Raw genomic sequence first — 22441 nt, forward strand, 5'->3', positions numbered from 1 at the left:
TCCCGGATCCGCGAACGCGCATCCGACAGGTTCTCCGAACCGATCTCCAGGTTCGAGATCGTGCTCTCGAAACGCGTCTGCACCGCACCCAGCTCCGCACGCAGCGAGTTGACCTTGGTCAGGGCTCCATCAAAGGCGCCGATTGCCTGGGTCGCCGTCTCGCGGGTCGCCACGTCGACGTCGTTCAGGGTGACGTCTGACCCATCATCGTTAACGAAAATATCCACTTCACTTCCTTCCACATTCACGCCGCCATTCGTCACGCCCAGATCTTCGGTACCCAGACGGGACGTGATCGCGATCGTGGTGGTCCCGTCGTTCTTGACTCTCAGAGCGGCTTCCAGATCAGCATCCGCCACATTGGCCGCATTGGTATCACCCTCCGCCGCGTCATTAGCAATCTGTTCATTGATCATGCGGACCGCATCCTCGAGGGTTGCGGCCGGCTCGATCCCATCAGTGGAATCGCCCGATAGCTGAACCTCAATGTCGTCGAAATCTTCACTGCTAATGGTGATATCGCCGAATGGTCCGCTGAACCCATCCACCTGATCGATCTGGGCGATCTGTTCCTGCGTCAAGCCACCGGAGCCAACCACCTCGGTCGCCCCCAGCCGGGAGGTCCGGGCATCCACCCCGTCCACGGCAATGGTCTGGCCCTGATTGGCCCCCACCTGGAAGAACAGGTCCTCCACCGTGCCATCCAGGATTCGACCACCGTTGAACTCGGCCGAGTTCGCCACACGACTGACCTCTTCCATCAACTGCTGCACCTCGTCGTTCAGCGCCTGACGGTCGGAGGCCGAGTTGGTGTCGTTCGCCGCCTGCACCGACAGCTCGCGCGCACGCTGCAGCGCATCCCCGACGGTGTCCAGTGCGCCCTCGGCGGTCTGCGCGAACGAAATGCCGTCGTTCGAGTTGCGCACCGCCTGATTGAGGCCGTTGATCTGCGTCGTGAACCGCTCCGAAATCGCGAGACCGGCCGCGTCGTCCTTGGCGCTGTTGATGCGCAGGCCGGAGGACAGACGCTCCAGCGACTGCGACAGCGCCCCCTGCGATTCGTTGAGATTGCGCTGCGCGTTCAGCGACAGCACGTTGGTGTTGATGACCTGAGACATGTTTGCTTCCTCCGGAACTTGAGTGCCGGCCGGGCCGGCTGAGGCAATCCCTGGGCGGCCTCATGCCGCCTTCGATTTCCTTAACGACCATCGTCCCGGGGTCTTTAGTGCGTGGAGCCTGTTTTCTTTTGGATTCGCCCGCTCGACACCACCGGATGTTCGGGCCTCGCGTCCGTCACTGTTCACCGTTCTGGCTCGCCCCACCAACGGTCACACGAACGTTTCGGGTTCTCGGAGGTTCGTACCCGGACACTCGCTCCCGCGCCTGCTCAACCGCGTGCTCGAAGGCAGGCCGGTAGGCCGCGAATTCATCTCCAATGCGTGCGAACTCCGGGTTCACGCGGCTGCGGCGTTCCGAGCTTCCCGACATGCCGACGCGCGCCGGATCCACCGATTCGCCGGCGGAATCCGCGCATTCCGACTCCCAGTCAAGTCCGTGGGAGCGCAGAATTCTGGACGCATGGGTGTCCGGCGCTTGCAGGTAGTCTTCGTAGCGCACGCGTTCCACACGGTCCGGAAAAAGCGCCTCCCAGTGATCTACAAGCCGACGGTAAGCCAGAATGTATTCCGCGATCGTATCCATGTCCCAGGCATACGGCATGGCTCGCGCGAACCATCGCATATAGATGGCCATCGCATGGTCCACCGGGTCGCGCTCACAAAACACAAGCCGCGTATCGGGGTTCAATGCCATCAGGGTGCCGACGTGCCAGACGTTGCTTGGGTTGGTCAGTAGATAAGCACCCACCCGGTCGTCCACGGGCTCGCCCCAGATCGAATCCATGCGGGCGCGGAGCCTTCCCAGGGCCTCGCTGCCGAGTTCCCGAATGAACAGGGGGTATCTGTTGCGTACCTCTCTGGGCAACTCCGCGAGGAGTTCCTGCACCCCTCCGAGTTCGCCATAGTGGCGGGTCCGCGAATGCGCGGACAGCGCCCCCTCCAGCAGCGATTTGCCGGAACGGGGCGCGCCCAGGATCACGCTCAACGGCCGCGGGGATACTTCCGGGCCATCGAGGCCGCGTTTCCATTCTTCCGTGAAGACCATTTCCCGGGCCCCAACCGTATGGAGGAGCTTGCCCTCCCGAACGGCGTCGACCTGCTTCTGGATCGACCTGGCGCGCAGGTCATTGCCCTTTTCAAAGGCCGCGAACGCCTGGTCCACGTCCCCCGCATCCTTGTGAAGCTTTGCCAGAGAGAAGTGTAGATGCCCCTGATCGTGGAGGCTGAACTTTCCCTTGCGAATCACCTTTTCGAGGTCCCGGCGCGGGGAAGAATCGGCGGGAAAATGCCGGGAATGGGCATAGGAAAACCAGATGTTCGGCCTGTAGGGAGCCACGCCGACCAGTGACTCGAGGATCTCTGCCGCCTCGTCCCAGCGGCCATCTGCCTGCAACACGCGGGCATAGTTGTACAGCGCCAGCTGGTCTGGATCGAGCCTCAGGGCCTCGCGCAATGCGGCTCCCGCCGCTTCATAACGCCCCCTTATGAGAAGCACGCTGGCGAGCCGGTTGTAACTCGCGGGGTCCTCGGGACACATCTGTACAAGCTTGGAGGCATACAGCGTGGCGGTGTTGTAGCGTGTCTGTTCAAACGTGCTCCGGATCAGCATCCGCAACGCATCGGCGCTGTTCGGGTCCCGCTTGAGCAGTTCCCCGCAGAAGGCTTCGACCTCATCGTAGTCCCCTTCATCGAAGGCAGCGGAGGCTTTCTTCAACAGTTTTTCCGATTCCGACTGGCCTTTCCGGCTCTTTCTGTTCTTCCCGACCTTCTTCGTCTTCCCGGTTCTCTTTCCCGCCGCCATGCTGTCGCGCTCCTTCTGGAAATCTTTCCGCAGGTTAAGTTATCGCCGGGCGTGTCGCACACTTGAGCGTGGCGTTTCGGCGGGCAGCGCCCCACACCGCGTGAGGCAGAACCCGTGCTTAACGCCGTCCGCCCGCAGCCGGGGCCGCGCCTACGCGGTGAGGCTCAGGGCCATCACCACCAGGGCCACGGTCTCGACGATCTCCAGGGTGGCGCCGGCGGGGTCGCCGGTGAAGCCGCCGAGCCAGCGGCGGAAGAACGCGGCGAGGGCGGCCACCGTGGCGCCGGCGAGGATCAGGGCGATGATGGCGCCGGGCAGGCCGCCGGCCACGCCGAGGATGACCACGGCGATGGCGGTGGCCACCAGTACTCCGGCGGCGGCCCGTTCGGGCAGGTGCGCCGCCATGTCCGCGCCCAGGCCGGCGGGATTGAGGTAATCGGCGAGGCGGAACAGCAGCACCAGCGCGGCGCGGCCGAGGACCGCGGCGATCACCAGCGCCAGCCACTGCGCGGCGGCCACCAGCGGCACCAGCGCGGCGAACTTGACCAGCAGCACCAGCATCACTGTGGCCACCGCGATCGGGCCGGAGGTCGGGTCCTTCATGATGGTGCGGGCGCGCTCGGGGTCGCCGTGACTGCCCACGCGGGCGTCCACCGTGTCGGCCAGCCCGTCCAGATGCAGCGCGCCGGTGATCGCCACCCAGCCGGCCAGTACCAGCGCGGCGAGCAACAGCGGTTCGGCGCCCGGCAGCAGGCTCAGCAGCATGCCGCCGCCGGCCAGCAACAGGCCCAGCACCAGCCCCACCAGCGGGTAGAACAGCAGCGAGCGCCCGGCGTCTTCCGGGCGCGGGGCCTCCGGCAGCAGGCGCGCCGGCAGCGGCACCCGGGTGAGGAACACCAGCGCCAGCCACAGCGGGGCGAGCGTGGCCGGCCGGCTCATGCCTGCACCCGCGCGGGATCGACCCGGTGCAGCACCGCCAGCGGGGCCTCAATGTTCAGCAGTTCGGCCAGCGGGATGCCCTCGAAGTGCGCACGCAATACGCGGATGACGCCGCCGTGGGTGACCACCAGCGTGCGCGCGGTGCCGGGCGTGGCCACGCTCTCGCGCCAGCCGGCCAGCACGCGCCCGCGGAACGCGCCCAGCGCCTCGCCCCCGGGCGGCGGGCAGCCTTCCGGGTCCTGCCAGAAGCGGCCCAGCGCGTCGGCATCGGTCTCCATCAGCGCGGCGGCGCTGCGGCCCTCCCAGGTGCCGAAGTGCAGTTCCTTCAGGCGCGGTTCCACCACCAGCGGCACATCCCAGCGCTCGGCCCAGGCCGAGGCCGGCCCCTGACAGCGCTGCAGCGGCGAGGTCACGATGCGGTCCCAGGCCGGTTCGCCGGAGGCCAGACCCGGCGGGCGCCGGCGTGCCAGCTCCCCCTCCATCGCCGCCTGGCCGCGCGCGGTCAGCGGCACGTCGCTGCCGGCGCCGCAGAAGCCCTCGCCGGTGGTCTCGCCGTGACGCAGCAGCCCGACCCGCGCCCCGGCGCTGACGGACGCGCCCGTACTCACGCGCCCGCTCCGGAGTCGTCGTCCGCCACCCCGGCCTCATCGAAGGTCGCCATGCCGGCGTGCAGCTCGCAGGCCATGCGCAGCAGCGGCACCGCGGTCGCCGCGCCACTGCCCTCACCCAGGCGCATGCCCAGATCCAGCAGCGGCTGCGCGCCCAGCGCCTCCAGCACGCGGTCGTGCCCGGGCTCGGCGGAGCGGTGGGCGTAGAAGAACCAGTCCCGGGCCCCCGGGCACAGCCGGGTCGCCACCAGTGCCGCGGTGCTGGCGATGAAGCCGTCCACCAGCACCGGCTGACCGATCTGCGCGCTGGCCAGGAACGCACCGGTCAGCCCGGCGATCTCGAAGCCGCCGACCCGCCGCAGCCACTCCAGCGCCGAATCCCCGGCCTCGGCGTGCAGGGCCAGCGCGCGTTCGATCACCTCGGCCTTGTGCCGCACCCCGGCCGGGTCCAGCCCGGTGCCCGGTCCTGCAAGCGCGTCCGGCGAGGCCCCCAGCACACCGCAGGCCACGGCCGCCGCGGCGGTGGTGTTGCCGATGCCCATCTCGCCGCCGATGAACAGCCCCGCCCCGCCCTGGCGCGCCCGTTCGGCCGCCTGGCGTCCGGTGTTCAGCGCGCGCTCCAGCTGCGCCGGGGTCATCGCCGGCTCGCGCGCGAAGTTGGCGGTGCCCGGGCCCAGGTCCGCGCGGATCACACCCTCGGGCTCGGGACCGCCGGGCAGCGTGCCCAGGTCGATGATCTCCAGCCCCGCGTCCAGGCTGCGCGCGAGCACGGCGATGGCCGCCCCGCCGGCGGCGAAGTTGGCGACCATCTGCCCGGTCACAGCCTGCGGAAAGCGCGAGATGCCCTCGGCGACCACGCCATGGTCGCCGGCGAACACGGTGATCCACGGCTGCGGCGGGTGCGGGCACTCGCGGCCCTGCAGCCCCGCCAGGCACTCGGCCAGGGGCTCCAGGCGACCCAGCGAGCCCGGCGGCTTGGTCAGGCGTTCCTGCCTCGCCCGAGCGCGCGCGGTCGCGCCAGCATCCAGGGGCGCGGCGGGGACGTTCAGCCAGTCACAGTCTTCGGTCACGCGCGTTCCTCGCGGGTCGATGCGGTCATCAGGCGTTCACCACCGGGCCCTTGAGCACGTGCGGCAGCCCGGCCACGGTCAGCACCACGCGGTCGAGGTCGGCGGCCAGGCGCTGGTGCAGCGCGCCGGCCTCGTCGGCGAAGCGCCGCGACAGCGCATCCAGCGGCACGATCCCCAGCCCGGTCTCGTTGCTCACCGCGATAATGGTACCCGGCAGGGTCGGCAGCGTGGCGATCAGTGCCTCGCGCTCGCGCTCGATGTGCGCCTCGTCTTCGGTGCACAGCAGCTGGGTCAGCCACAGGGTCAGGCAATCGATCAGCAGGCAGCGATCCGGCGCCGCGGCCTCCTGCAGCCGCACGGCCAGGTCGTCGCCGGCCTCGATCAGGTCCCAGCCGGCCGGCCGGCGACGGCGGTGCTGTTCCACCCGCCGCAGCATCTCGTCGTCGTCGGCGCGCGCGGTGGCCACGTAGGTCACCGGCTGGCCGGAACCCAGCGCCAGCTGCTCCGCCATGCGGCTCTTGCCCGAACGCACGCCGCCCAGGATCAGGGTTCTCATGACCTGGTGCCCCCTTGTGGCAGGTGCAGCAGGTCCAGCAGTCGGTCAATGTCCATGTGTTCCTCCAGTGCGTCGGCCAGACGCTCCAGGCTCGCCACGCGCAGCGCGTCCAGATCCACGGCGCCACCGTCCGCCTCCAGCCCCGCCCAGGCCAGCAGTGCCCCGGCGGCGGCCGGCTCGTCGAACACCCCGTGCACGTAGGTGCCGGCCACTGCGTCGTCCGTCGAGCGTGCACCGTCCGGCCCCGCGGCCAGTTGCAGCACCGGGCGTTCGCAGTCCGGCCCGGCGGTGTGCCCGGCGTGGATCTCGTAGCCGCGCACCGGCGCCGCCCGCTCCATCACGCCCTCGCCGGTCACCTGCCGCAGCTGCTTGGCCGGGCGCAGCGTGGTCTCCACGTCCAGCAGGCCCAGCCCTGGCGAGGAGCCCGGGGTGCCCTCGACGCCTTCCGGATCGTGCACCGCGCGCCCCAGCATCTGGTAGCCGCCGCAGATCCCCAGCACCCGGCCACCGTAGCGCAGGTGGCGCATCAGTTCGCGCTCGAAGCCCTGTTCGCGCAGCCAGGCCAGGTCCTCGCGCACCGCCTTGGACCCCGGCAGGAGCACCAGATCCGCCGGCTGCAGCCGCTCCCCCGGCCCGGCGAAGCGCAGCGACACCCCGGGGTGCAGGCGCAGCGGGTCGAAATCCGTGTGGTTGGAGATTCGCGGCAGCGCCGGCACCACCACCCGCAGGGCCTCGCCCTCGCCGCTCGCCCACGCGTCACTCGCGGGTGCCGCCTCGCGCAGCAGCGCGTCCTCGGCATCCAGCTGCAGCCCGGACAGATACGGCAGCACGCCCAGCACCGGCTTGCCGGTCTCGGCCTCCAGCCAGTCCAGCCCGGACTGCAGCAGCGCCGGGTCGCCACGAAAGCGGTTGATCACGAAGCCGGCCACCCGCGCCCGCTCGCTTTCCGCCAGCAGCGCCAGCGTGCCCACCAGATGCGCGAACACCCCGCCGCGGTCGATGTCGGCGACCAGGATCACCGGGCAGTCCACCGCCTCGGCGAACCCCATGTTGGCGATGTCACCCGCACGCAGGTTGATCTCCGCGGGCGAGCCGGCCCCTTCCACCAGCACCGAGTCATATTGGGCCGTCAGACGCCCGTGGGCCGCCAGCACCGCCTCGCGCGCCACCGGCTTGTAGTCATGGTAGGCGCGCGCGTCCAGCTCCTCCACCGCGCGGCCGTTGACGATCACCTGCGCGCCGCGATCGCTGGAGGGCTTGAGCAGCACCGGGTTGAAGTCGGTATGCGGCTGCAGCCCGCAGGCGGCGGCCTGCAGGGCCTGGGCGCGCCCGATCTCGCCGCCCTGCGCAGTCACCGCGCTGTTGAGCGCCATGTTCTGCGGCTTGAACGGCGCCACCGCGATACCGCGCCGGCGCAGCACGCGCCCCAGCCCGGCCACCAGCACGCTCTTGCCGGCATCCGAGGTGGTGCCCTGGACCATCAGCGTGCCGCCGGTATCAGTCATCACTCAGCTCCGTAAGCGCGGCCTCCAGGCGCCGCCAGCCGGCCTCGTCGCCGGGCAGCCCGAAGCGCAGGCTGGCCGGCTCGTCGAAGCGCCGCACCAGGATCGCCGCGCGCGCCAGCCGGTCCTGGATCTCCTCGGCGCGGTCGCTGCGCACCCACTGGAACAGCGCGGTACCGCCATCCGGGGCGAGTCCGTGCGCGCGCAGCAGGGCCGCCAGGCGCTCGCCCTCGCCCGCCAGCTGCATGCGCCGCGCCGACTGCCAGCCATGATCCGCCAGCGCCCCGGCCGCGACCTGCCGCGACGGCCCGGGCACGCTCCACGGCCCCAGGCGCGCGCTCAGCGCCCGGCGCAGCGCCTCCGGCGCGAACACGAACCCGACCCGGGCCCCGGCCAGACCGAAGAACTTGCCCAGCGAGCGCAGCACCACCAGCCCGTCGCGCGGGCCCTCCGGCACCAGACTCAGCTGCGGCTCGCTGTCGACGAACGCCTCGTCCACCACCAGCCAGCCGCCGCGCCGCGCCAGCCGCGCGTGCCACTCCCGCAGCTGCGCAGGCTCGAAGCGCGTACCGGTGGGGTTGTTGGGATGGATCAGCACCAGCACGTCGAGCGCATCCAGCACGGCCTCGATGGCGCCGGCCTCGGGCTCCACGGCCTGCACGGCGTGGCCGCAGGCGCTCCAGGCGCGCGCGTGTTCGTTGTAACCCGGGTGCAGCACGCCGACCCGGGCCTGCTCGCGGCCGGTGCCCTCGCCCCACAGCACCGGCAGGGCCTGGATCGCCGCCTGGGACCCGGGCAGCGGCAGCAGGGCATTGCTGCCGTAATACGCGGCGGCCGCCACCTCCAGCCCGTCATCGGACTCCGGCAGCCGCGTCCAGGCCTGCGGCGGCAGCGGCGGCACTGGCCAGCCCCGCGGGTTGATGCCGGTGGACAGGTCCAGCCAGTCCTCGACCGGATGCCCCCAGCGCCGGGCCGCCGCGCGAACGCCCCCGCCATGGCGCGACTCCGGCGTCCCGCCGTCCCGGGATCCGGACCGGACGTCAGGCGAGGACAACGAACGACACCCCGATCACGACCACCGCCATCCACAGTGCCAGCGCGCGGTCCACCAGCGCCATCGCCCGGCGGATGCGCGCGGCCCCGGACGCGGCGCCATCTTCCGATGCTGTCTCCGGAGCGATATCCGGGGCCACGTCCGGGACCGGCTCGGGCCCCAGCGACGGCCGCCATTCGCGCCGGCCGTGATAATACGCATAGCCGCCCAGCCGCACGCCCAGCGCGCCCGCGCCGGCGGCCATCACCGGCCCGGCGTTGGGGCTCTTCCACGCGGCGGCCTGTTCGCGCCAGCAGCGCAGCGCGCTGCCCATGCGCCCGGCGGCGGCATAGGCCAGCGCGGTCAGGCGCGCCGGGATGTAGTTGAGCACGTCGTCCAGCCGCGCGGCGGCCCAGCCGAAATGGCGGTGGCGCGGCGTGCGATAGCCCCACATCGCGTCCAGGGTGTTCACCAGCCGATACGCAACCACCCCCGGCGCGCCGGCCACCAGGAACCAGAACACCGTGGCGAACAGGGCGTCGTTGCCGTTCTCCAGTACCGATTCAACGGTCGCGCGGCTCACACCGTCGGCATCCATCTCGTCGGTCGCGCGCGAAACCAGCATCCCCGTCCCGGCGCGCGCGCCGTCCAGGTCGCCCTGCTCCAGCGACACCGCCACCCGCTCGGCGTGCTCGTCCAGCGAGCGCCAGCCAAGTGCCAGCACCAGCACCAGCAGGCTCACGATCCAGCCCCAGGCGAGGCTGGCCGCCCAGGCCGCCAGCACCACCCAGGGCAGCACCAGCACAATCAGCAACAGGGCCCCGCGCAGCCGGCTGTCCGCGTGGAAGCGCCGTTCCAGCCCCTGCGCGAGGCGGCCGAAGCCGGCCAGCGGATGGAAGCGCCGGGGGTCGCCGAACAGCCGGTCCAGGGTCAGCGCGCCCAGCAGGACGAGAAAGGCGGTCATGAGACACTCCTGTTTCGGGAAACGTCCCGGGATGCGTCCTGCGGGGGGTCGTCCTGCGAATGGGACACGGGCGTCGAAGCCGATTGCCCCCAGCGGTCCTCGAACACCAGTTCTTCCAGCGGACGCCGGGTGTCCCAGCCCTCGGTCTCCAGCATCGGCTCGTCGTAGAACGCCTCTACCTCGCCCAGGCACAGGATCGCGATCGGGTGGGCCCCCTCCGGCATCTCCAGGGTGCGCGCCAGCCATTCCGGCTCGAACAGCGACACCCAGCCCATGCCCAGGCCCTCGGCGCGCGCCGCCAGCCACAGGTTCTGGATCGCGCAGGCGGCCGAGCACAGGTCCATCTCCGGCAGGGTGCGCCGGCCCAGCACATAGCGTTCGCGCCCGTCGGTCAGGGCGACCACCAGGATCTCCCCGGCGTCGCGGATGCCCTCCAGCTTCAGCCGCTGGACCTCGGCACCGCGCTCGCCGCAGGCTTCGGCGGTGCGCTCGTGTTCGGCGGCCACATGGCCGTGGATGCGTTCGCGCAGCGCCGGATCGGCCACCCTTACGAAGCGCCAGGGCTGCATGTAGCCGACGCTGGGGGCACGATGCGCCGCCTCCAGCAGGCGCCCCAGCACCTCCGGGTCCACCACGGTGCCGGCACGGAAATGCCGCATGTCGCGGCGCTCGTTGATCGCGCGGTAGACCGCGGCGGCTTCTTCCGGCGGAAAACCCGACTCCGGGGCGGCCGGGAAAGGGCTGGAAGGTTCGGCGGATGACGGGGTGTTGCGGGACATGCGAAGACGTCTCCCGGCAGCGGGCGAGATGGGTGCAAGGGTGTCGCGAGGATCCGGCGCATGGCCGGACGGGAAGGCAGGATGATACGCGTTCGCACCCGCTCTCTCCAGTTGACCCACGCTATTGCGAGGCCGAAGATCCCACCCCGTCATTGCGAGGAGCGGCAGCCCTCCCCGTCATCGCGAGTCGCCGCTGCTCTTATCCCGTCATTGCGAGGAGCCACAGTTCTCACCCCCGTCATTGCGAGGAGCCGGAGGCGACGCGGCAATCGGCCGAAGCTGTCCGCACACAGGAACGGGGGGTTTCGTACGGAGATCGCCACGTCGCTGCGCGACTCGCGATGACGGGGGTAAGAGCTGCAGTGACTCGCGATGACGAGGGGGAGAGCTGCAGCGACTCGCGATGACGAGGGGGAGAGCTGCGGCGCCGCGCAATGACAGGGGTGAGGGCTTCGCGATTTGCGGGGCCTGCAGCGGAATACCGGGTGGTCCTGTTATAGTATTTCGCCTTTCCGGGAACCCCCGGGCATTCAGGAACCTGTGCGCATGACATATCGTTCGAACCTGTTGCCGGCCCTGCTCGCGGCGAGTGCCCTGCTGCTGAGCCCGTCCGGCCACGCCGCCGACAACGACCCCATTCCCGTGATCGACGACACGGATCGGGAAGTCCGGCTGGACGCCCCGGCCGAGCGGATCGTGAGCCTGGCCCCGCACATCACCGAGGTGCTGTTCGCGATCGGCGCCGGCGACCGCGTGATCGGCGCGACCGACCACAGCGACTACCCCGAACCGGCCGCGGACATCCCCCGGGTCGGGGGCTACACCAGTCTCGACCTGGAACGCATCCTCGCCAAGGAACCCGACCTCGTGGTGGCCTGGGACAGCGGCAACTCGCGCTCGCACATCGAACGCCTGCGCGAACTGGGCCTGACCGTCTACACCTCCGAACCGCGCGGGTTCGACGGCGTGGCTTCCAGCATGGAGCGCATGGCCGAACTGGCCGGCACCGCGGAACAGGGCCGCGCCGAGGCCCAGCGCTTCCTGCAGGAGATCGAGGCCCTGCGCGCCGAATACGCGGATCGCGACCCGGTCCCGCTGTTCTATCAGGTCTGGGACCAGCCACTGATGACGGTGAACAACGAACACCTGATCGCGGAGGCCATCGAGGTCTGCGGCGGCGAGAACGTGTTCGGCCACCTCGACCGCCTGGTACCCCGCATGGACCGCGAAGCGGTGATCCACGCCGACCCCGAGGTCATCATCGGTGGCGGCATGGGCGAGGACAACCCCGCCTGGGTCGAGGCCTGGCGCGAGTGGGGCAACATGCTCGCGGTGCGCCGCGACAACCTGTTCTTCCTGCCGCCGTCGCTGCTGCAGCGCCACACCCCGCGCATCGCCGAGGGCACCGCCCTCATGTGCGAGGAGCTGCAGATCGCCCGCGACCGGCGTCCCGAATCGCCGTAAGCCCCCGTGACCCGATCCTTCCTGCTGGCGGCGGGCGTGCTGCTGCCCGCTTCGCTGCTGTCGCTGGTGGTGGCCCTGGCCTGGGGCAGCGTGGCCATCCCGCTCGGCGAGCTCCCGCGGGTGCTCACCGGCGAGGCCTCGGCGCTGCACGCCACGCTGATCACCGAACTGCGCCTGCCACGCGCGCTGGCCGCGTTCGCCGCGGGCGGGCTGCTGGGCGTGGCCGGCGCGCTGATGCAGGTGCTGCTGCGCAACCCGCTGGCCGACCCCTACGTGCTGGGCCTCTCCGGCGGCGCCTCGGTGGGCGCTCTGCTGGCCATGCTCGCCGGGCTGTCGATGTTCTCGGTATCGGCCGCGGCCTTTGCCGGGGCCATGCTCTCCACGCTCATCGTGTTCGGCCTGGCGCATGGCACCGGATCCTGGACCGCCACCCGCCTGCTCCTGACCGGGGTGGTGGTGGCCGCCGGCTGGGGCGCGCTGATCAGCTTCCTGCTGGCCGTCAGCCCCACCGCGGAGCTGCCGGGCATGCTCTACTGGCTGATGGGCGACGTCTCGCATGCCCGCCATCCGGGCCCGGCCTGGGGCGTGCTGGTGTTCGTGGTGCTGGCGGCCATGCCGCTGGGCCGCACCCTGAACGTCCTCGCGCGCGGCCCGATGCAGGCCGCCTCGCTGGGCGTGTCGGTGCGGCCGGTGGAATGGTCGATCTACATCGCCGCGTCGCTGATCACCGCGACCGCGGTCACCCAGGTGGGCGCAGTGGGCTTCGTCGGCCTGATCGTGCCGCACATGCTGCGTCTGGTATTCGGCAACGACCAGCGCGTCATCCTGCCCGCCTCGGCGCTGGCCGGTGGCATCCTGCTGACCCTGGCCGATACCCTCGCGCGCACCATCATCGCCCCGGAGCAGTTGCCAGTGGGCGTGATCACCGCAATGCTGGGCGTGCCGGTGTTCCTGTTCCTGCTGTACCGGAGCCGCTGAGATGAGCCGCGCCGACGCACATGCCGATGCCCTCAGCGTGCACGAGGCCCCCACCGCCGACACCCTGCTGGCCACCCGCGATCTGGTGATCGACATCCCCGAACGGGCCGACTCCTCGCCGGTGCACCTGACCGTGAATCCCGGCCAGTGCTGGGGCATCCTCGGGCCCAATGGCGCCGGCAAGAGCACGCTGCTGCACACCCTTGCCCGCCTGCGCCCCCCGCGCGCCGGCGGGATCGAACTGACCGGGCAGCCCCTGGGCAGCCTGTCGCGGCCGGATCTGGCGCGGCGCCTGGGTCTGGTGTTCCAGAACCACCATGACGGCTTCCCTGCCACCGTCCTCGAAACCGCGCTGATCGGCCGCCACCCGTACCTGCGCCCCTGGGACATCGAGACCCGCGAGGACGTGGACGCCGCGCGTGCCGCGCTGGCCACCGTGGACCTCGACGGCATGGAGGGCCGGCAGGTGGACACCCTGTCCGGCGGCGAGCGCCAGCGACTGGCCCTCGCCACCGTACTGACCCAGGACCCGCAGGTCCTGCTGCTGGACGAACCCACCAGCCAGCTCGACCTGCACCATCAGGTCAGCGTGCTGCAGCGCGTGCGCGAAATCGCCGGCGGTGAACGCCGCGCCGCAGTGATGGCCCTGCATGACGTCAATCTGGCCGCCCGCTTCTGCGACCACCTCCTGCTGATGTTCCCCGACGGCGGCGCCTGCTGGGGCCCCACCCGCAGCATGCTGGTGCCCGCCGCGCTGGAACGCCTGTACAACCAGGCCCTGAGCGTGGGCGAGGTGGACGGCCACCCGGTATTCCTGCCCCGAGTGGAGTAGCCCATGGAGTTTCATCGCATCCTCGAAGGCACGACCGATCCTGACAGCCTGCAGCGACGCCTGACGGTGCCCGCCCTGCCAACAGCCTGCGAACTGATCGACAACCTGGTCGAGGACCGGGGGACCGACCAGGGCGTCATCTATTGCCTGTGGGGCGAGTTCCGCGTGAACCGCGAGCTTATCCACGGCGGCGTGCGCTTCAGCCTGCCGGACTGCCCCAACGGCGTGGCCTGGACCCTGACCACCGGGCACCCGCCGGACGAGTCCGCCGTCGTACTGCATCTGGCCATGCATCGGCGCGAACACGAGCCCGACTTCATCGAGAGCCTGGAGGCCTTCGCCGACGCGTGGCAGCTCCCCTGACCGGCAATATCGCGCCGGATCGGACCATGCAATTTTCTTTTCGTTTTGCGGTCGGTATGGTGCAGACTCGACGCGAAGGAGAACGCCATGAACCCCACGCCACCGGACAGCATCCGCCACTCGCACCCGACGCAGGACGGCGCGGGCGTGAAGATCCGCCGCATCCATGACTTCGGCGGCGGCCTCGACCCGTTCCTGATGCTGGACGAGCTGAAGACCGCCCCCGGCGACGAAGACGTGGGCGGCTTTCCCGACCATCCGCATCGCGGCTTCGAGACCCTCACCTATCTGGTGCGCGGCGGCGTCAGCCATCGCGATTCCATGGGCAACGAAGGACAGGTGCAGGCCGGCGGCGCGCAATGGATGAGCGCCGGCCGCGGCGTGATCCATTCCGAGACCCTGCATCCCGAGCCGGAAGGGCTGCACGGCTTCCAGCTGTGGGTGAACCTGCCGGCCGCGCGCAAGATGGAACCCCCGCGCTATCGCGACGTCGGCACCGACGCCATGCGCCACCTGCCGGAGGAAGACGCCCCGCTGGACTTCAAGGCCGTGGCCGGCTCCTGGCAGACCAGCGCCGGCGACACCGAGGGCCCGCTCGGCCAGATCGGCGAAGGCGCGGGCATGGCGGATCTGAGCCTGCCGGCCGGCTATCGCCTGTCACTGGCCGTGCAGCTGGACGAGCGCGTGCTGGGCTACGTCTTCGAGGGCGCGCTCACCGGCCTGAACGCCGGCGAACTGGGCGTCTGGCACGGCCACACCATGATCCACCTGATCGCCCGCCAGGACAGCCGCGTCCTGCTGTTCAAGGGCCGTCCGCTGGAAGAACCCATCGCCCACTACGGCCCGTTCGTGATGAACAGCGACGCCGAGATCCAGCAGGCCATCTCCGACTACCAGTCCGGCCGCCTCGCCGCCCGCCCCGCCAGCATCGACTGACACCGGGGCGCGGCGCCCGACCGCCTTCCCGGCTCCGTCGGGGTCACGCGTACATCAACCGCCCGCGAGGCTCCGGCACCGGACGGTACTACACCGGAATACTCCGCAACGCGGGCCTACCCCCGCGCGTCGCGTTCCCAGTTCATGCAGCGGCGCACGGCTTCCTTCCAGCCGTGGTACTGACGGTCGCGGGTGGCGGCGTCCAGCTGCGGTTCGAATACGCGTTCGATGCGGCTGAATGCGCGCAGGTCATCGCGGCTCCACAGGCCGGTGGCCAGTCCGGCGAAGACGAAGCCCTCGCCCCCGTCATTGCGAGGAGCCGCAGGCAACGCGGCAATCGTCCGAAACTGGCTGCACGCAGGAACAGGTGGCTGCGGATGCAGGTCGCCACGTCGCTGCGCGACTCGCGATGACGGGAGCGTACTCGCACGCGAACCGGCAGGGTCCGGGGCGAACGCCCCGCAACCGCCGCATGACCCGCTCTGCGACCACATCCGCTTGAATCTCAGCCCATCTACAGCTTCCAGCCGATCACCTGATCGAGTAAGGGCAGCGCCCGGACCCGGTAGTCTCCCAGCGGTGCCAGGGGATCGCGCGTTTCGGGGTCAGTCTCGAGTGTCACCAGCCCGAAGAAGCAAGCGAAACGTTCGATGGAACGCAGCGACCAGGCCTTTTTTGCCTGGCGCTCCGCATACGTCGCGGGATCCTGATCCCAGTATGGGGGTTGCTCGTTCACCTCGTCTTCGGCCATGGGGAAGGCGTTGAGGAATTGCTCTTCGTACCAGCTCACCGGTCGGGGTTCGTGGCCGTGCACATGGAGCAGGTAAAGCGTGAAGAGGAAGCTCATCTGCACGATCGCGAGTTCGGGATAGCCGTCGCGGTAGGCCCAGTTGAATTCCTGGCAGTAAACCCGCAGCAGTCGCGTAAACAGCCCGGCCCAGTCACCGGTGTCGAACTGCTTCTCCACCGCACGCACCAGCTTCAGGCGCCCCCGGTACTTGCGGGTGAAACGGCCGATGTCGGCGACGATCCGCAGGGTATGCAGCTCGTCCAGATCCTCCTCGTTACGGATCTTGCCGGGATAGAAGGAGCGTCGATAGGCGAAACCGCTCTCGTCCAGGGCCTCCCGGGCCTCGCTCACGATGGCGCGGGGCAGATTGCCCTTGGGTGTGAGCTTGATCCCGTTGCCCCGGCACGCCTCGGCAATCACCTCCAGTAGCCGGAAGGCGGGAGAATCGGGCCGTTCCCGGAGCCCGTCGCCGAAGGTGACCAGCTCCGGCGAGTCGAAGGGGTGGTAGAGCAATCGATGCATCTGATCGCTGTTGAGGCCATGGAAGTCATCAACGGCTTCGGCCTCGAACGCCGCCATTTCCTCGGTGAGGATCTGCTCCACTGCTTCCCGGCTGGGAGCCTGGCCCGTGTTCATCATCTGCTCCACCGCCCGGCGGATATCATCGATGGGCGGGGTCCCGGAGCCGTTACCATTGTGACCTGACTTTCCCATATCGCCCCTTTGTATCGCGTGCATTTCATGCCTGATGGATGCCAGTGCCTCATTGCGTGAGCGCGGGGGCAGATCAATCATCCGGCCCCGGCTCTCGTACAGCGGATGGCGGGGCGGAGGCCTCCGATACATACTCCTCCGCGCTGCCAATCTGCTCCGGGGACAGCCGGACCGTCTGGCCATCGCGCCAGACGACCGCGTAGTGACCCAGCCGACGTTTGCGCTCCAGGGCGTTGGGTACCGCCCGGCGCAGCGCCGCTAGAGCCAACTCATCGTCTTTGGATAACTTGTTCATTTCCGCACCATTCCAAGCAGCCCCGAGAGAACATCCTGCCGATAGACGTCGCGGCGTTCCTCTTCCTGAACGAAGACCATCTCGGGCAGTTCGCCTTCGTTCGAAAAACACCGGGTTCAGGCGTTGCAGTTATTCTGTGAATTCAGGGGGGATTGAGACTGCGAAGAAGCGAATCGACCACCAGCGCACGCCCTTCAACCGGGAGTGCCTCGGCTTCGTCAATCAGGTCCTTGATCTTCATAGGCCACCTCTCGCGTAAATGGCGACGCGGGCCTACCGCGCGTCACGTTCCCAGTTCATGCAGCGGCGCACGGCTTCCTTCCAGCCGTGGTACTGGCGGTCGCGGGTGGCGGCGTCCAGCTGCGGCTCGAACACGCGTTCGATGCGGCTGAATGCGCGCAGGTCGTCACGGCTCCACAGGCCGGTGGCCAGACCGGCCAGGCCGGCGGCACCCAGTGCGGTGCTCTCGGTGATGGCCGGGCGTTCCACGCGTACCCCGAGCTGGTCGGCCTGGAACTGGACCATCAGATTGTTGGCCACCGCGCCGCCGTCCACGCGCAGGGTCTTGAGCGCCAGGCCGGAATCGGCCTGCATGGCCTCGATCACGTCGCGCGTCTGGTAGGCCAGGGCATCCAGCGTCGCGCGCGTCACGTGCTCCTTGCGCGTGCCCCGGGTCAGACCGAAGATCGCCCCGCGCGCATGCGGATCCCAGTACGGCGCCCCCAGCCCGGCGAAGGCCGGCACCACGTAGACCCCGCCGGCGTCCTCCACCCGGCTCGCGAAGTACTCCGACTCCGCGGCCGTATCGATCAGGTGCATCTCGTCGCGCAGCCACTGCACGGCGGCACCGGCGATGAAGATGGAGCCCTCCAGTGCATATTCCACCTGGCCATCCAGGCCCCAGGCGATGGTGGTCAGCAGGCCGTGTTCCGAGGTCACCGGGCGGGTGCCGGTGTTCATCAGCAGGAAACAGCCGGTGCCGTAGGTGTTCTTGGCCATGCCCGGCTCGAAACAGGCCTGGCCGAACAGGGCCGCGTGCTGGTCCCCGGCCATTCCGGCCACCGGCACCCGCGCGCCGCCGAACATCTCCGCGCCCGTGTGGCCCAGGACCTCGCTGGAGGACACCACCTCGGGCAGCATGGCGCGCGGGATGTCCAGCGCTTCCAGCAGGGTGTCGTCCCACTGCAGGCAATGGATGTCGAACAGCATGGTGCGCGAGGCGTTGGTCACGTCGGTGACATGGCGCTCGCCGCGCGTCAGGTTCCACACCAGCCAGCTGTCCATGGTGCCGAACAGAAGGTCGCCGTTGCGGGCCTTCTCGCGCGCGCCGTCCACGTGATCGAGGATCCAGCGGATCTTGGTACCGGAGAAATAGGCGTCCGGCAGCAGCCCGGTGGTCGCGCGGATATGGCCTTCCAGACCCTCGTCGCGCAGGCGGTCGCAGAGATCCGCGGTGCGCCGGTCCTGCCACACGATGGCCGGATGGATCGGGCGGCCGCTGTGACGATCCCACACCAGCGTGGTCTCGCGCTGGTTGGTGATGCCGATGGCCGCCAGTTGCGCGGGCTTGATGCCATTGCGCTCCAGCGCCTCGCGCGCCACGCCGATCTGGGTGCCCCAGATCTCCATCGCGTCGTGCTCCACCCAGCCGGAGTGCGGGTAGGACTGGGCGAACTCCTTCTGCGCCACTCCGGCGATCCCGCCCTCCTGGTCGAACAGGATCGCCCGGCAGCTGGTGGTGCCCTGATCCAGGGCGAGGATGTATCCGTTGGCCATGTTCTCCTCCCGCTTGATCCCGCTCACCCCAATTTCAGGCGAGCGCGTCCGCATCCGCAAACTGCAAAGCCGCCAGCCGCGCATACAGCCCGCCCTGCGCCATCAGTTCGGCGTGCGTGCCCTCGCCGACCACGAGTCCGCCGTCGAGCACCACGATCCGGTCCGCCGACTGCACGGTGGCCAGCCGGTGGGCGATGGTCAGTACCGTGCAGCGACCTCGCACCCCGGCCAGCGCCGCCTGCACCTCGCGTTCGCTTTCGGCGTCCAGCGCGCTGGTGGCCTCGTCCAGCAGCAGCACGGCCGGCTCACGCAGCAGGGCGCGGGCCAGCGCCAGGCGCGCCCGCTGGCCGCCGGACAGACGCACGCCGCGTTCGCCCAGCGCGGTGTCCCAGCCCTCCGGCAGCGCCTCGATGAATCCCCGTGCATGCGCCGCCTCCGCAGCCGCCTGCAGCGCCGCGTCGGATGCATCCGGCACGCCGTAGGCCACGTTTTCGCGCACGGTGCCGGAGAACAGCACCGGCTCCTGCGGCACCACCGCGATGTGCCGGCGCAGTTCATCCGGCCGCAGGTCACGCAGGTCGTGCCCGTCGAACAGGACGCGTCCGGCGTCCGGGTCATGAAAGCGCAGCAGCAGCCGGAACAGGGTCGACTTGCCGGAACCCGACGGTCCCACCAGCGCCACCGACTCGCCCGGGCGCACCCGCAGAGAGACACCGTCCAGTGCCGGCGGCTGCGGGCGCGTCGGATAGGCGAAAACCACGTCCTCCAGCGCGATCTCGCCGCGCACCGGCTCCGCCAGGGCTTCGGGGTGCCGTGGCCAGGGCGGGCCGGAACGGACCTGCGCGAGCTCCAGCAGGCGCTCCGCGGCCCCGGCCGCCCGCAGCAGTTCGTTGGTCACCTCGCTGAGCGCGGCGATCGACCCCGCCACCAGGGCCGCATAGAACAGGAACGCGGCCAGCTCGCCCGGGGTCATCACCCCGTCCAGCACGCGGTGGCCACCGATCCACAGGACACCGGCAATCAGGCCGAACATCAAGAGCATCACCGCGGCGGCCAGCAGTGCGCCGGTGGCGGCCCGACGCGTGGCCATGCCGAAGGCGGCTTCCACCGCCGAGGCATGCCGGCCGCGTTCGGCGTCTTCCTGACCGTGGGCCTGTACCGTCTCGATCGCGTACAGGGTCTCGTCGGTGCGCGCGCCCACGTCCGCGACCCGGTCCTGGGTCCGGCGCGACAGCCGCCGCACCCGACGGCCGAGCAGCCACACCGGCACGGCCACCGCCGGCAGGCCGGCCACCAGCAGGGCCGCCAGCGGCGGGCTGGACAGGAACATCAGGACCAGCCCGCCGACGATCAGCAGCAGGTTGCGCGCGGCAATGGTCAGGGTGGTGCCGACCACGGTCTGGATCAGCGTCGCGTCGGCCGTCAGGCGCGAGATCACCTCGCCGGTACGGGTCTGCTCGAAAAACGCCGGATCCAGCCGGATCACGTTGGCGAACACCGCGCGGCGCAGGTCCGCCACCACCCGCTCGCCCAGCCAGGTCACCAGATAGATTCGCGCCCCCACCCCGATGGCCATCACCGTCACCACCACCAGCAGCAGCACCAGCGCGCGATTGAGCCCGGCGGGGTCCTCGGGACCCAGGCCGGCGTCCACCAGCAGGCGCAGCACCCCGCCGAAGGCCAGGATCGCCCCCGAGCCCACCACCAGCGCCACCAGCCCGAACACGATGCGCCGCCGGTACGGCCGCAGGAATGCGAGCAGCGGCATCAGGACCCGCAGGTTGCGGGCCGCGGGGCGCGGGGTTTCGGCGTCGTCCCAGTTCACGGGCACGGGCGATGCCCGCAGGGCAAGGATACGGATATGCGACCGCCGCCGGCCGACCGGGAGTACGGCAGGGTCATGCGTCGTGTTCGACCAGTTCGATGGTGTTGCCGTCCGGATCACGCACGAACGCGGCCGATCGTCCCGAACGGCTGCGCTGCGCCGCAAACCCGGCGGCCTCCAGGCGGCCCAGAAGGGTCTCCAGCCCGTCCACCGCCAGGGCCAGGTGACGGTCGCGGCCACCGGCCACCCCGCGTTCCACCGGGTCCGGATTGGGTACACCCAGCAGGTGCAGGGCACGCCCGTCGCCCAGATCGAACCAGTAGCCGGGAAACCCGAGATCGGGCCGTGGCAACGGCGCGAGTCCGAGCAGATCGCCATAGAACCCGCGCGCGCGTTCCGGATCGGCCACCACCACGCTCACGTGGTGCACCCCGCGCACCACGCCGTCGCTCATGCGGCCTCGCCGTCCCCCGGCGGCTGCAGCAGCACCACCGCCTGCGCGGCGATGCCCTCCTCGCGGCCGGTATAGCCCAGCCGCTCGGTGGTGGTGGCCTTCACGTTGACCGCGTCCGCCGGCAACCCGGTATCCGCGGCGATGTTGGCGCGCATGGTGTCCACGTGCGGGCCCATGCGCGGACGCTGGGCGATGATGGTGGCGTCGATGTTCACCGGCACCCAGCCCGCCGCGCGCACCCGGCGCAGGGTCTCTTCCAGCAGGTCGCGGCTGTCGGCACCGGAGAACGCCGGATCGCTGTCGGGAAAGTGGCGGCCGATGTCGCCCAGACCGGCGGCCCCCAGCAGGGCATCGCACAGCGCGTGCAGCAGCACGTCGCCGTCGGAATGCGCGCGCACGCCGTAGTCGAACGGGATCCGCACCCCGCCGACCACCACATGATCCCCCGCCTCATAGGCGTGTACATCGAAACCCTGGCCCACACGCATCGCTGTCATCCCCGGTACCCCCCGTCGAGTCGTCCCTGTTCCAGCAAGTATAGACGGGCCAGTTCGAGGTCTTCGGCACGGGTGATCTTGATGTTCATCAGCGAGCCCTCCACCAGCCGCGGCCGCAGTCCCGCCCATTCGATCGCGCTGGCCTCGTCGGTCACCGGGTGTCCGGCGGCACGCGCACGGGCGTTGGCGTCGCGCAGCGTGCCCAGGCGGAACATCTGCGGGGTCAGGGCCCGCCACACCCGCTCGCGATCGAGGGTGGATTCCACCCGACCATCGGCGTCCGCCCACTTGATGGTATCGGTGGACGGGGCCGCCAGTACCCCGCCCACGGGATCGTCGCGCAGCTCGTCCAGCATGCGGTCGAGATCGTCCGGCGGCAGGCAGGGACGCGCGGCGTCGTGCACCAGCACCCAGTCCTCGGGGCCGGCGCGTTCCTCGAGGAAGTCCAGGCCGTTCTGCACGGAGTCGGCCCGCTCGTCGCCGCCGGCCACGCGGAACAGACGCCCGCCGGCCAGCGGCAGGTCAAGCGCGTCCGGGTCCACGTCCGGGCCCAGCACCAGGATCACGCCGCGAATCCGCGGATGCTCCAGAAAGATCGACAGGGTATGGGCCAGCACGCTGCGCGGCCCCAGGGAAAGGAACTGCTTGGGACGATCCGTCCCCATGCGACGGCCGATCCCCGCCGCCGGGATCAGCGCCCAGAAGACGCCCGAACCTTCGGGGGAGTCGGCATCACTCATCGAACGGATCCTCCACGATCGTCGTGTCCTCCTCGGCAGGCTCCGGGGCAGCGCCAGCAGAGGCGTCTTCGGGCATCAACCCCGGGACTTCGCCCGGCACTTCGTCTTCTTCGTCCACGATGAAGAAAAAGGTCTCGTCCTCGCGAATCATGCCCAGGTCACGCCGGGCGCGTTCTTCCACCGCCGCGGAGCCCTCGCGCAGATCGCGGACCTCGGCCTCCAGCGCCCGGTTGCGTTCGCGCAGGCGCTGGTTTTCCGCTTCCTGCATGGCGGTCTCGCTGCGCAGTTCGCGGACATCCGGCCAGCCGCCCTCGCCGAACCACAACGGCCACTGCAGCGCCAGCACGAGCAGCAACAGACCGCCCGGCAGCAGCCAGCGCATCGCTCAGGCCTCCGGCCGGGACACC

Annotated in this window: 23 protein-coding genes and 2 pseudogenes; 5 read left to right on the forward strand and 20 right to left on the reverse strand. The window is 70.1% G+C overall.

What is annotated here, in order from left to right:
* The 10 genes from F573_RS0111870 to bluB form a co-directional block, all read right to left on the reverse strand.
* Nucleotides 1–1118, reverse strand: a 1118-nt coding sequence (locus F573_RS0111870) for a flagellin (protein WP_019022758.1), incomplete at its 3' end; no start/stop codon positions are given.
* Nucleotides 1119–1293: 175 nt separating this feature from the next.
* Nucleotides 1294–2832: a sulfotransferase gene (locus F573_RS0111875; RefSeq protein WP_026300902.1), complete on the reverse strand. Its 1539-nt coding sequence runs from the start codon at nt 2830–2832 to the stop codon at nt 1294–1296.
* A 237-nt stretch (nt 2833–3069) separates the two neighbouring features.
* Nucleotides 3070–3858, reverse strand: a complete 789-nt coding sequence (cobS, locus tag F573_RS0111880) for an adenosylcobinamide-GDP ribazoletransferase (RefSeq protein WP_019022760.1) — start codon at nt 3856–3858, stop codon at nt 3070–3072.
* Entirely contained in the window at nt 3855–4466 is a 612-nt protein-coding gene (locus tag F573_RS0111885) for a histidine phosphatase family protein (protein ID WP_019022761.1), read from the reverse strand. Before F573_RS0111885 ends, cobS begins: the two co-directional genes overlap by 4 nt.
* On the reverse strand, nt 4463–5536 hold the full coding sequence (gene cobT, locus F573_RS0111890; RefSeq protein WP_019022762.1) for a nicotinate-nucleotide--dimethylbenzimidazole phosphoribosyltransferase: 1074 nt from the start codon (nt 5534–5536) through the stop codon (nt 4463–4465). Before cobT ends, F573_RS0111885 begins: the two co-directional genes overlap by 4 nt.
* 28 nt (nt 5537–5564) lie before the next feature.
* Nucleotides 5565–6092: a bifunctional adenosylcobinamide kinase/adenosylcobinamide-phosphate guanylyltransferase gene (cobU, locus tag F573_RS0111895; RefSeq protein WP_018870691.1), complete on the reverse strand. Its 528-nt coding sequence runs from the start codon at nt 6090–6092 to the stop codon at nt 5565–5567.
* The gene (locus F573_RS0111900) at nt 6089–7597 is read right to left on the reverse strand and encodes a cobyric acid synthase (RefSeq protein ID WP_019022763.1); all 1509 of its coding nucleotides are present in this window, start codon (nt 7595–7597) and stop codon (nt 6089–6091) included. Before F573_RS0111900 ends, cobU begins: the two co-directional genes overlap by 4 nt.
* Nucleotides 7590–8648 carry a threonine-phosphate decarboxylase CobD gene (gene cobD, locus F573_RS0111905; RefSeq protein WP_019022764.1) on the reverse strand — a complete coding sequence of 353 codons (1059 nt, stop codon included), beginning with the start codon at nt 8646–8648 and terminating at the stop codon, nt 7590–7592. Before cobD ends, F573_RS0111900 begins: the two co-directional genes overlap by 8 nt.
* Nucleotides 8635–9591: an adenosylcobinamide-phosphate synthase CbiB gene (cbiB, locus tag F573_RS0111910; RefSeq protein ID WP_019022765.1), complete on the reverse strand. Its 957-nt coding sequence runs from the start codon at nt 9589–9591 to the stop codon at nt 8635–8637. Before cbiB ends, cobD begins: the two co-directional genes overlap by 14 nt.
* Nucleotides 9588–10370: a 5,6-dimethylbenzimidazole synthase gene (gene bluB, locus F573_RS0111915; protein ID WP_019022766.1), complete on the reverse strand. Its 783-nt coding sequence runs from the start codon at nt 10368–10370 to the stop codon at nt 9588–9590. The genes cbiB and bluB overlap by 4 nt, the downstream gene beginning before the upstream one ends.
* Before the next feature lie 546 nt (nt 10371–10916).
* Between bluB and F573_RS0111920 the strand changes: the two genes are divergently transcribed.
* The 5 genes from F573_RS0111920 to F573_RS0111940 all read left to right on the forward strand — a co-directional run bounded on the left by F573_RS0111920 (nt 10917) and on the right by F573_RS0111940 (nt 14943).
* Entirely contained in the window at nt 10917–11834 is a 918-nt protein-coding gene (locus tag F573_RS0111920; protein ID WP_019022767.1) for a cobalamin-binding protein, read from the forward strand.
* 6 nt (nt 11835–11840) lie between these two features.
* Nucleotides 11841–12812 (forward strand): iron ABC transporter permease, encoded by a 972-nt coding sequence (locus tag F573_RS0111925; protein ID WP_019022768.1) that lies wholly within the window; start codon nt 11841–11843, stop codon nt 12810–12812.
* Nucleotide 12813: 1 nt separating this feature from the next.
* Nucleotides 12814–13644 carry an ABC transporter ATP-binding protein gene (locus F573_RS0111930; protein WP_019022769.1) on the forward strand — a complete coding sequence of 277 codons (831 nt, stop codon included), beginning with the start codon at nt 12814–12816 and terminating at the stop codon, nt 13642–13644.
* Nucleotides 13645–13647: 3 nt separating this feature from the next.
* Nucleotides 13648–14007: a hypothetical protein gene (locus tag F573_RS0111935; protein WP_019022770.1), complete on the forward strand. Its 360-nt coding sequence runs from the start codon at nt 13648–13650 to the stop codon at nt 14005–14007.
* An 87-nt stretch (nt 14008–14094) separates the two neighbouring features.
* Nucleotides 14095–14943 (forward strand): pirin family protein, encoded by an 849-nt coding sequence (locus F573_RS0111940; RefSeq protein ID WP_019022771.1) that lies wholly within the window; start codon nt 14095–14097, stop codon nt 14941–14943.
* Between the two features lie 116 nt (nt 14944–15059).
* On the opposite strand, the pseudogene F573_RS0111945 reads toward F573_RS0111940, so the two are convergent.
* From F573_RS0111945 to ftsB, 10 genes and pseudogenes are all read right to left on the reverse strand, one after another.
* Nucleotides 15060–15227: pseudogene (locus F573_RS0111945) on the reverse strand (glycerol kinase); the annotation flags it as partial.
* 230 nt (nt 15228–15457) lie between these two features.
* The gene (locus F573_RS0111950; RefSeq protein WP_231384417.1) at nt 15458–16372 is read right to left on the reverse strand and encodes a hypothetical protein; all 915 of its coding nucleotides are present in this window, start codon (nt 16370–16372) and stop codon (nt 15458–15460) included.
* A gap of 148 nt (nt 16373–16520) precedes the next feature.
* The gene (locus tag F573_RS0111955; RefSeq protein ID WP_019022774.1) at nt 16521–16742 is read right to left on the reverse strand and encodes a hypothetical protein; all 222 of its coding nucleotides are present in this window, start codon (nt 16740–16742) and stop codon (nt 16521–16523) included.
* Nucleotides 16743–16887: 145 nt separating this feature from the next.
* A pseudogene (locus F573_RS15260) lies at nt 16888–16983 on the reverse strand (addiction module protein); the annotation flags it as partial.
* 32 nt (nt 16984–17015) lie between these two features.
* Nucleotides 17016–18518: a glycerol kinase GlpK gene (gene glpK / locus F573_RS0111965; protein WP_026300903.1), complete on the reverse strand. Its 1503-nt coding sequence runs from the start codon at nt 18516–18518 to the stop codon at nt 17016–17018.
* A 34-nt stretch (nt 18519–18552) separates the two neighbouring features.
* Nucleotides 18553–20343: an ABC transporter transmembrane domain-containing protein gene (locus F573_RS0111970; protein WP_026300904.1), complete on the reverse strand. Its 1791-nt coding sequence runs from the start codon at nt 20341–20343 to the stop codon at nt 18553–18555.
* A gap of 73 nt (nt 20344–20416) precedes the next feature.
* Nucleotides 20417–20797, reverse strand: coding sequence for a VOC family protein (locus F573_RS0111975; protein WP_019022778.1), 381 nt, complete (start codon nt 20795–20797; stop codon nt 20417–20419).
* The gene (gene ispF, locus F573_RS0111980) at nt 20794–21294 is read right to left on the reverse strand and encodes a 2-C-methyl-D-erythritol 2,4-cyclodiphosphate synthase (RefSeq protein WP_026300905.1); all 501 of its coding nucleotides are present in this window, start codon (nt 21292–21294) and stop codon (nt 20794–20796) included. The genes F573_RS0111975 and ispF overlap by 4 nt, the downstream gene beginning before the upstream one ends.
* Nucleotides 21291–22034 carry a 2-C-methyl-D-erythritol 4-phosphate cytidylyltransferase gene (ispD, locus tag F573_RS0111985; protein WP_019022780.1) on the reverse strand — a complete coding sequence of 248 codons (744 nt, stop codon included), beginning with the start codon at nt 22032–22034 and terminating at the stop codon, nt 21291–21293. Before ispD ends, ispF begins: the two co-directional genes overlap by 4 nt.
* Nucleotides 22027–22416, reverse strand: coding sequence for a cell division protein FtsB (gene ftsB / locus F573_RS0111990; RefSeq protein ID WP_018870710.1), 390 nt, complete (start codon nt 22414–22416; stop codon nt 22027–22029). Before ftsB ends, ispD begins: the two co-directional genes overlap by 8 nt.
* Nucleotides 22417–22441: the final 25 nt, after the last annotated feature.

The sequence above is a fragment of the Thioalkalivibrio sp. ALE23 genome, assembly GCF_000378545.1.
Taxonomy (GTDB): domain Bacteria; phylum Pseudomonadota; class Gammaproteobacteria; order Ectothiorhodospirales; family Ectothiorhodospiraceae; genus Thioalkalivibrio.

Coding starts and splice junctions, on each gene's coding strand:
- F573_RS0111950 (WP_231384417.1), bottom strand. CDS start 16,372: ATGATGAACACGGGCCAGGCTCCCAGCCGGGAAGCAGTGGAGCAGATC.
- F573_RS0111935 (WP_019022770.1), top strand. CDS start 13,648: ATGGAGTTTCATCGCATCCTCGAAGGCACGACCGATCCTGACAGCCTG.
- bluB (WP_019022766.1), bottom strand. CDS start 10,370: ATGTCCCGCAACACCCCGTCATCCGCCGAACCTTCCAGCCCTTTCCCG.
- glpK (WP_026300903.1), bottom strand. CDS start 18,518: ATGGCCAACGGATACATCCTCGCCCTGGATCAGGGCACCACCAGCTGC.
- ftsB (WP_018870710.1), bottom strand. CDS start 22,416: ATGCGCTGGCTGCTGCCGGGCGGTCTGTTGCTGCTCGTGCTGGCGCTG.
- cobU (WP_018870691.1), bottom strand. CDS start 6,092: ATGAGAACCCTGATCCTGGGCGGCGTGCGTTCGGGCAAGAGCCGCATG.
- cbiB (WP_019022765.1), bottom strand. CDS start 9,591: ATGACCGCCTTTCTCGTCCTGCTGGGCGCGCTGACCCTGGACCGGCTG.
- F573_RS0111930 (WP_019022769.1), top strand. CDS start 12,814: ATGAGCCGCGCCGACGCACATGCCGATGCCCTCAGCGTGCACGAGGCC.
- F573_RS0111955 (WP_019022774.1), bottom strand. CDS start 16,742: ATGAACAAGTTATCCAAAGACGATGAGTTGGCTCTAGCGGCGCTGCGC.
- F573_RS0111975 (WP_019022778.1), bottom strand. CDS start 20,797: ATGAGCGACGGCGTGGTGCGCGGGGTGCACCACGTGAGCGTGGTGGTG.
- F573_RS0111900 (WP_019022763.1), bottom strand. CDS start 7,597: ATGACTGATACCGGCGGCACGCTGATGGTCCAGGGCACCACCTCGGAT.
- ispD (WP_019022780.1), bottom strand. CDS start 22,034: ATGAGTGATGCCGACTCCCCCGAAGGTTCGGGCGTCTTCTGGGCGCTG.
- cobS (WP_019022760.1), bottom strand. CDS start 3,858: ATGAGCCGGCCGGCCACGCTCGCCCCGCTGTGGCTGGCGCTGGTGTTC.
- F573_RS0111920 (WP_019022767.1), top strand. CDS start 10,917: ATGACATATCGTTCGAACCTGTTGCCGGCCCTGCTCGCGGCGAGTGCC.
- F573_RS0111940 (WP_019022771.1), top strand. CDS start 14,095: ATGAACCCCACGCCACCGGACAGCATCCGCCACTCGCACCCGACGCAG.
- ispF (WP_026300905.1), bottom strand. CDS start 21,294: ATGACAGCGATGCGTGTGGGCCAGGGTTTCGATGTACACGCCTATGAG.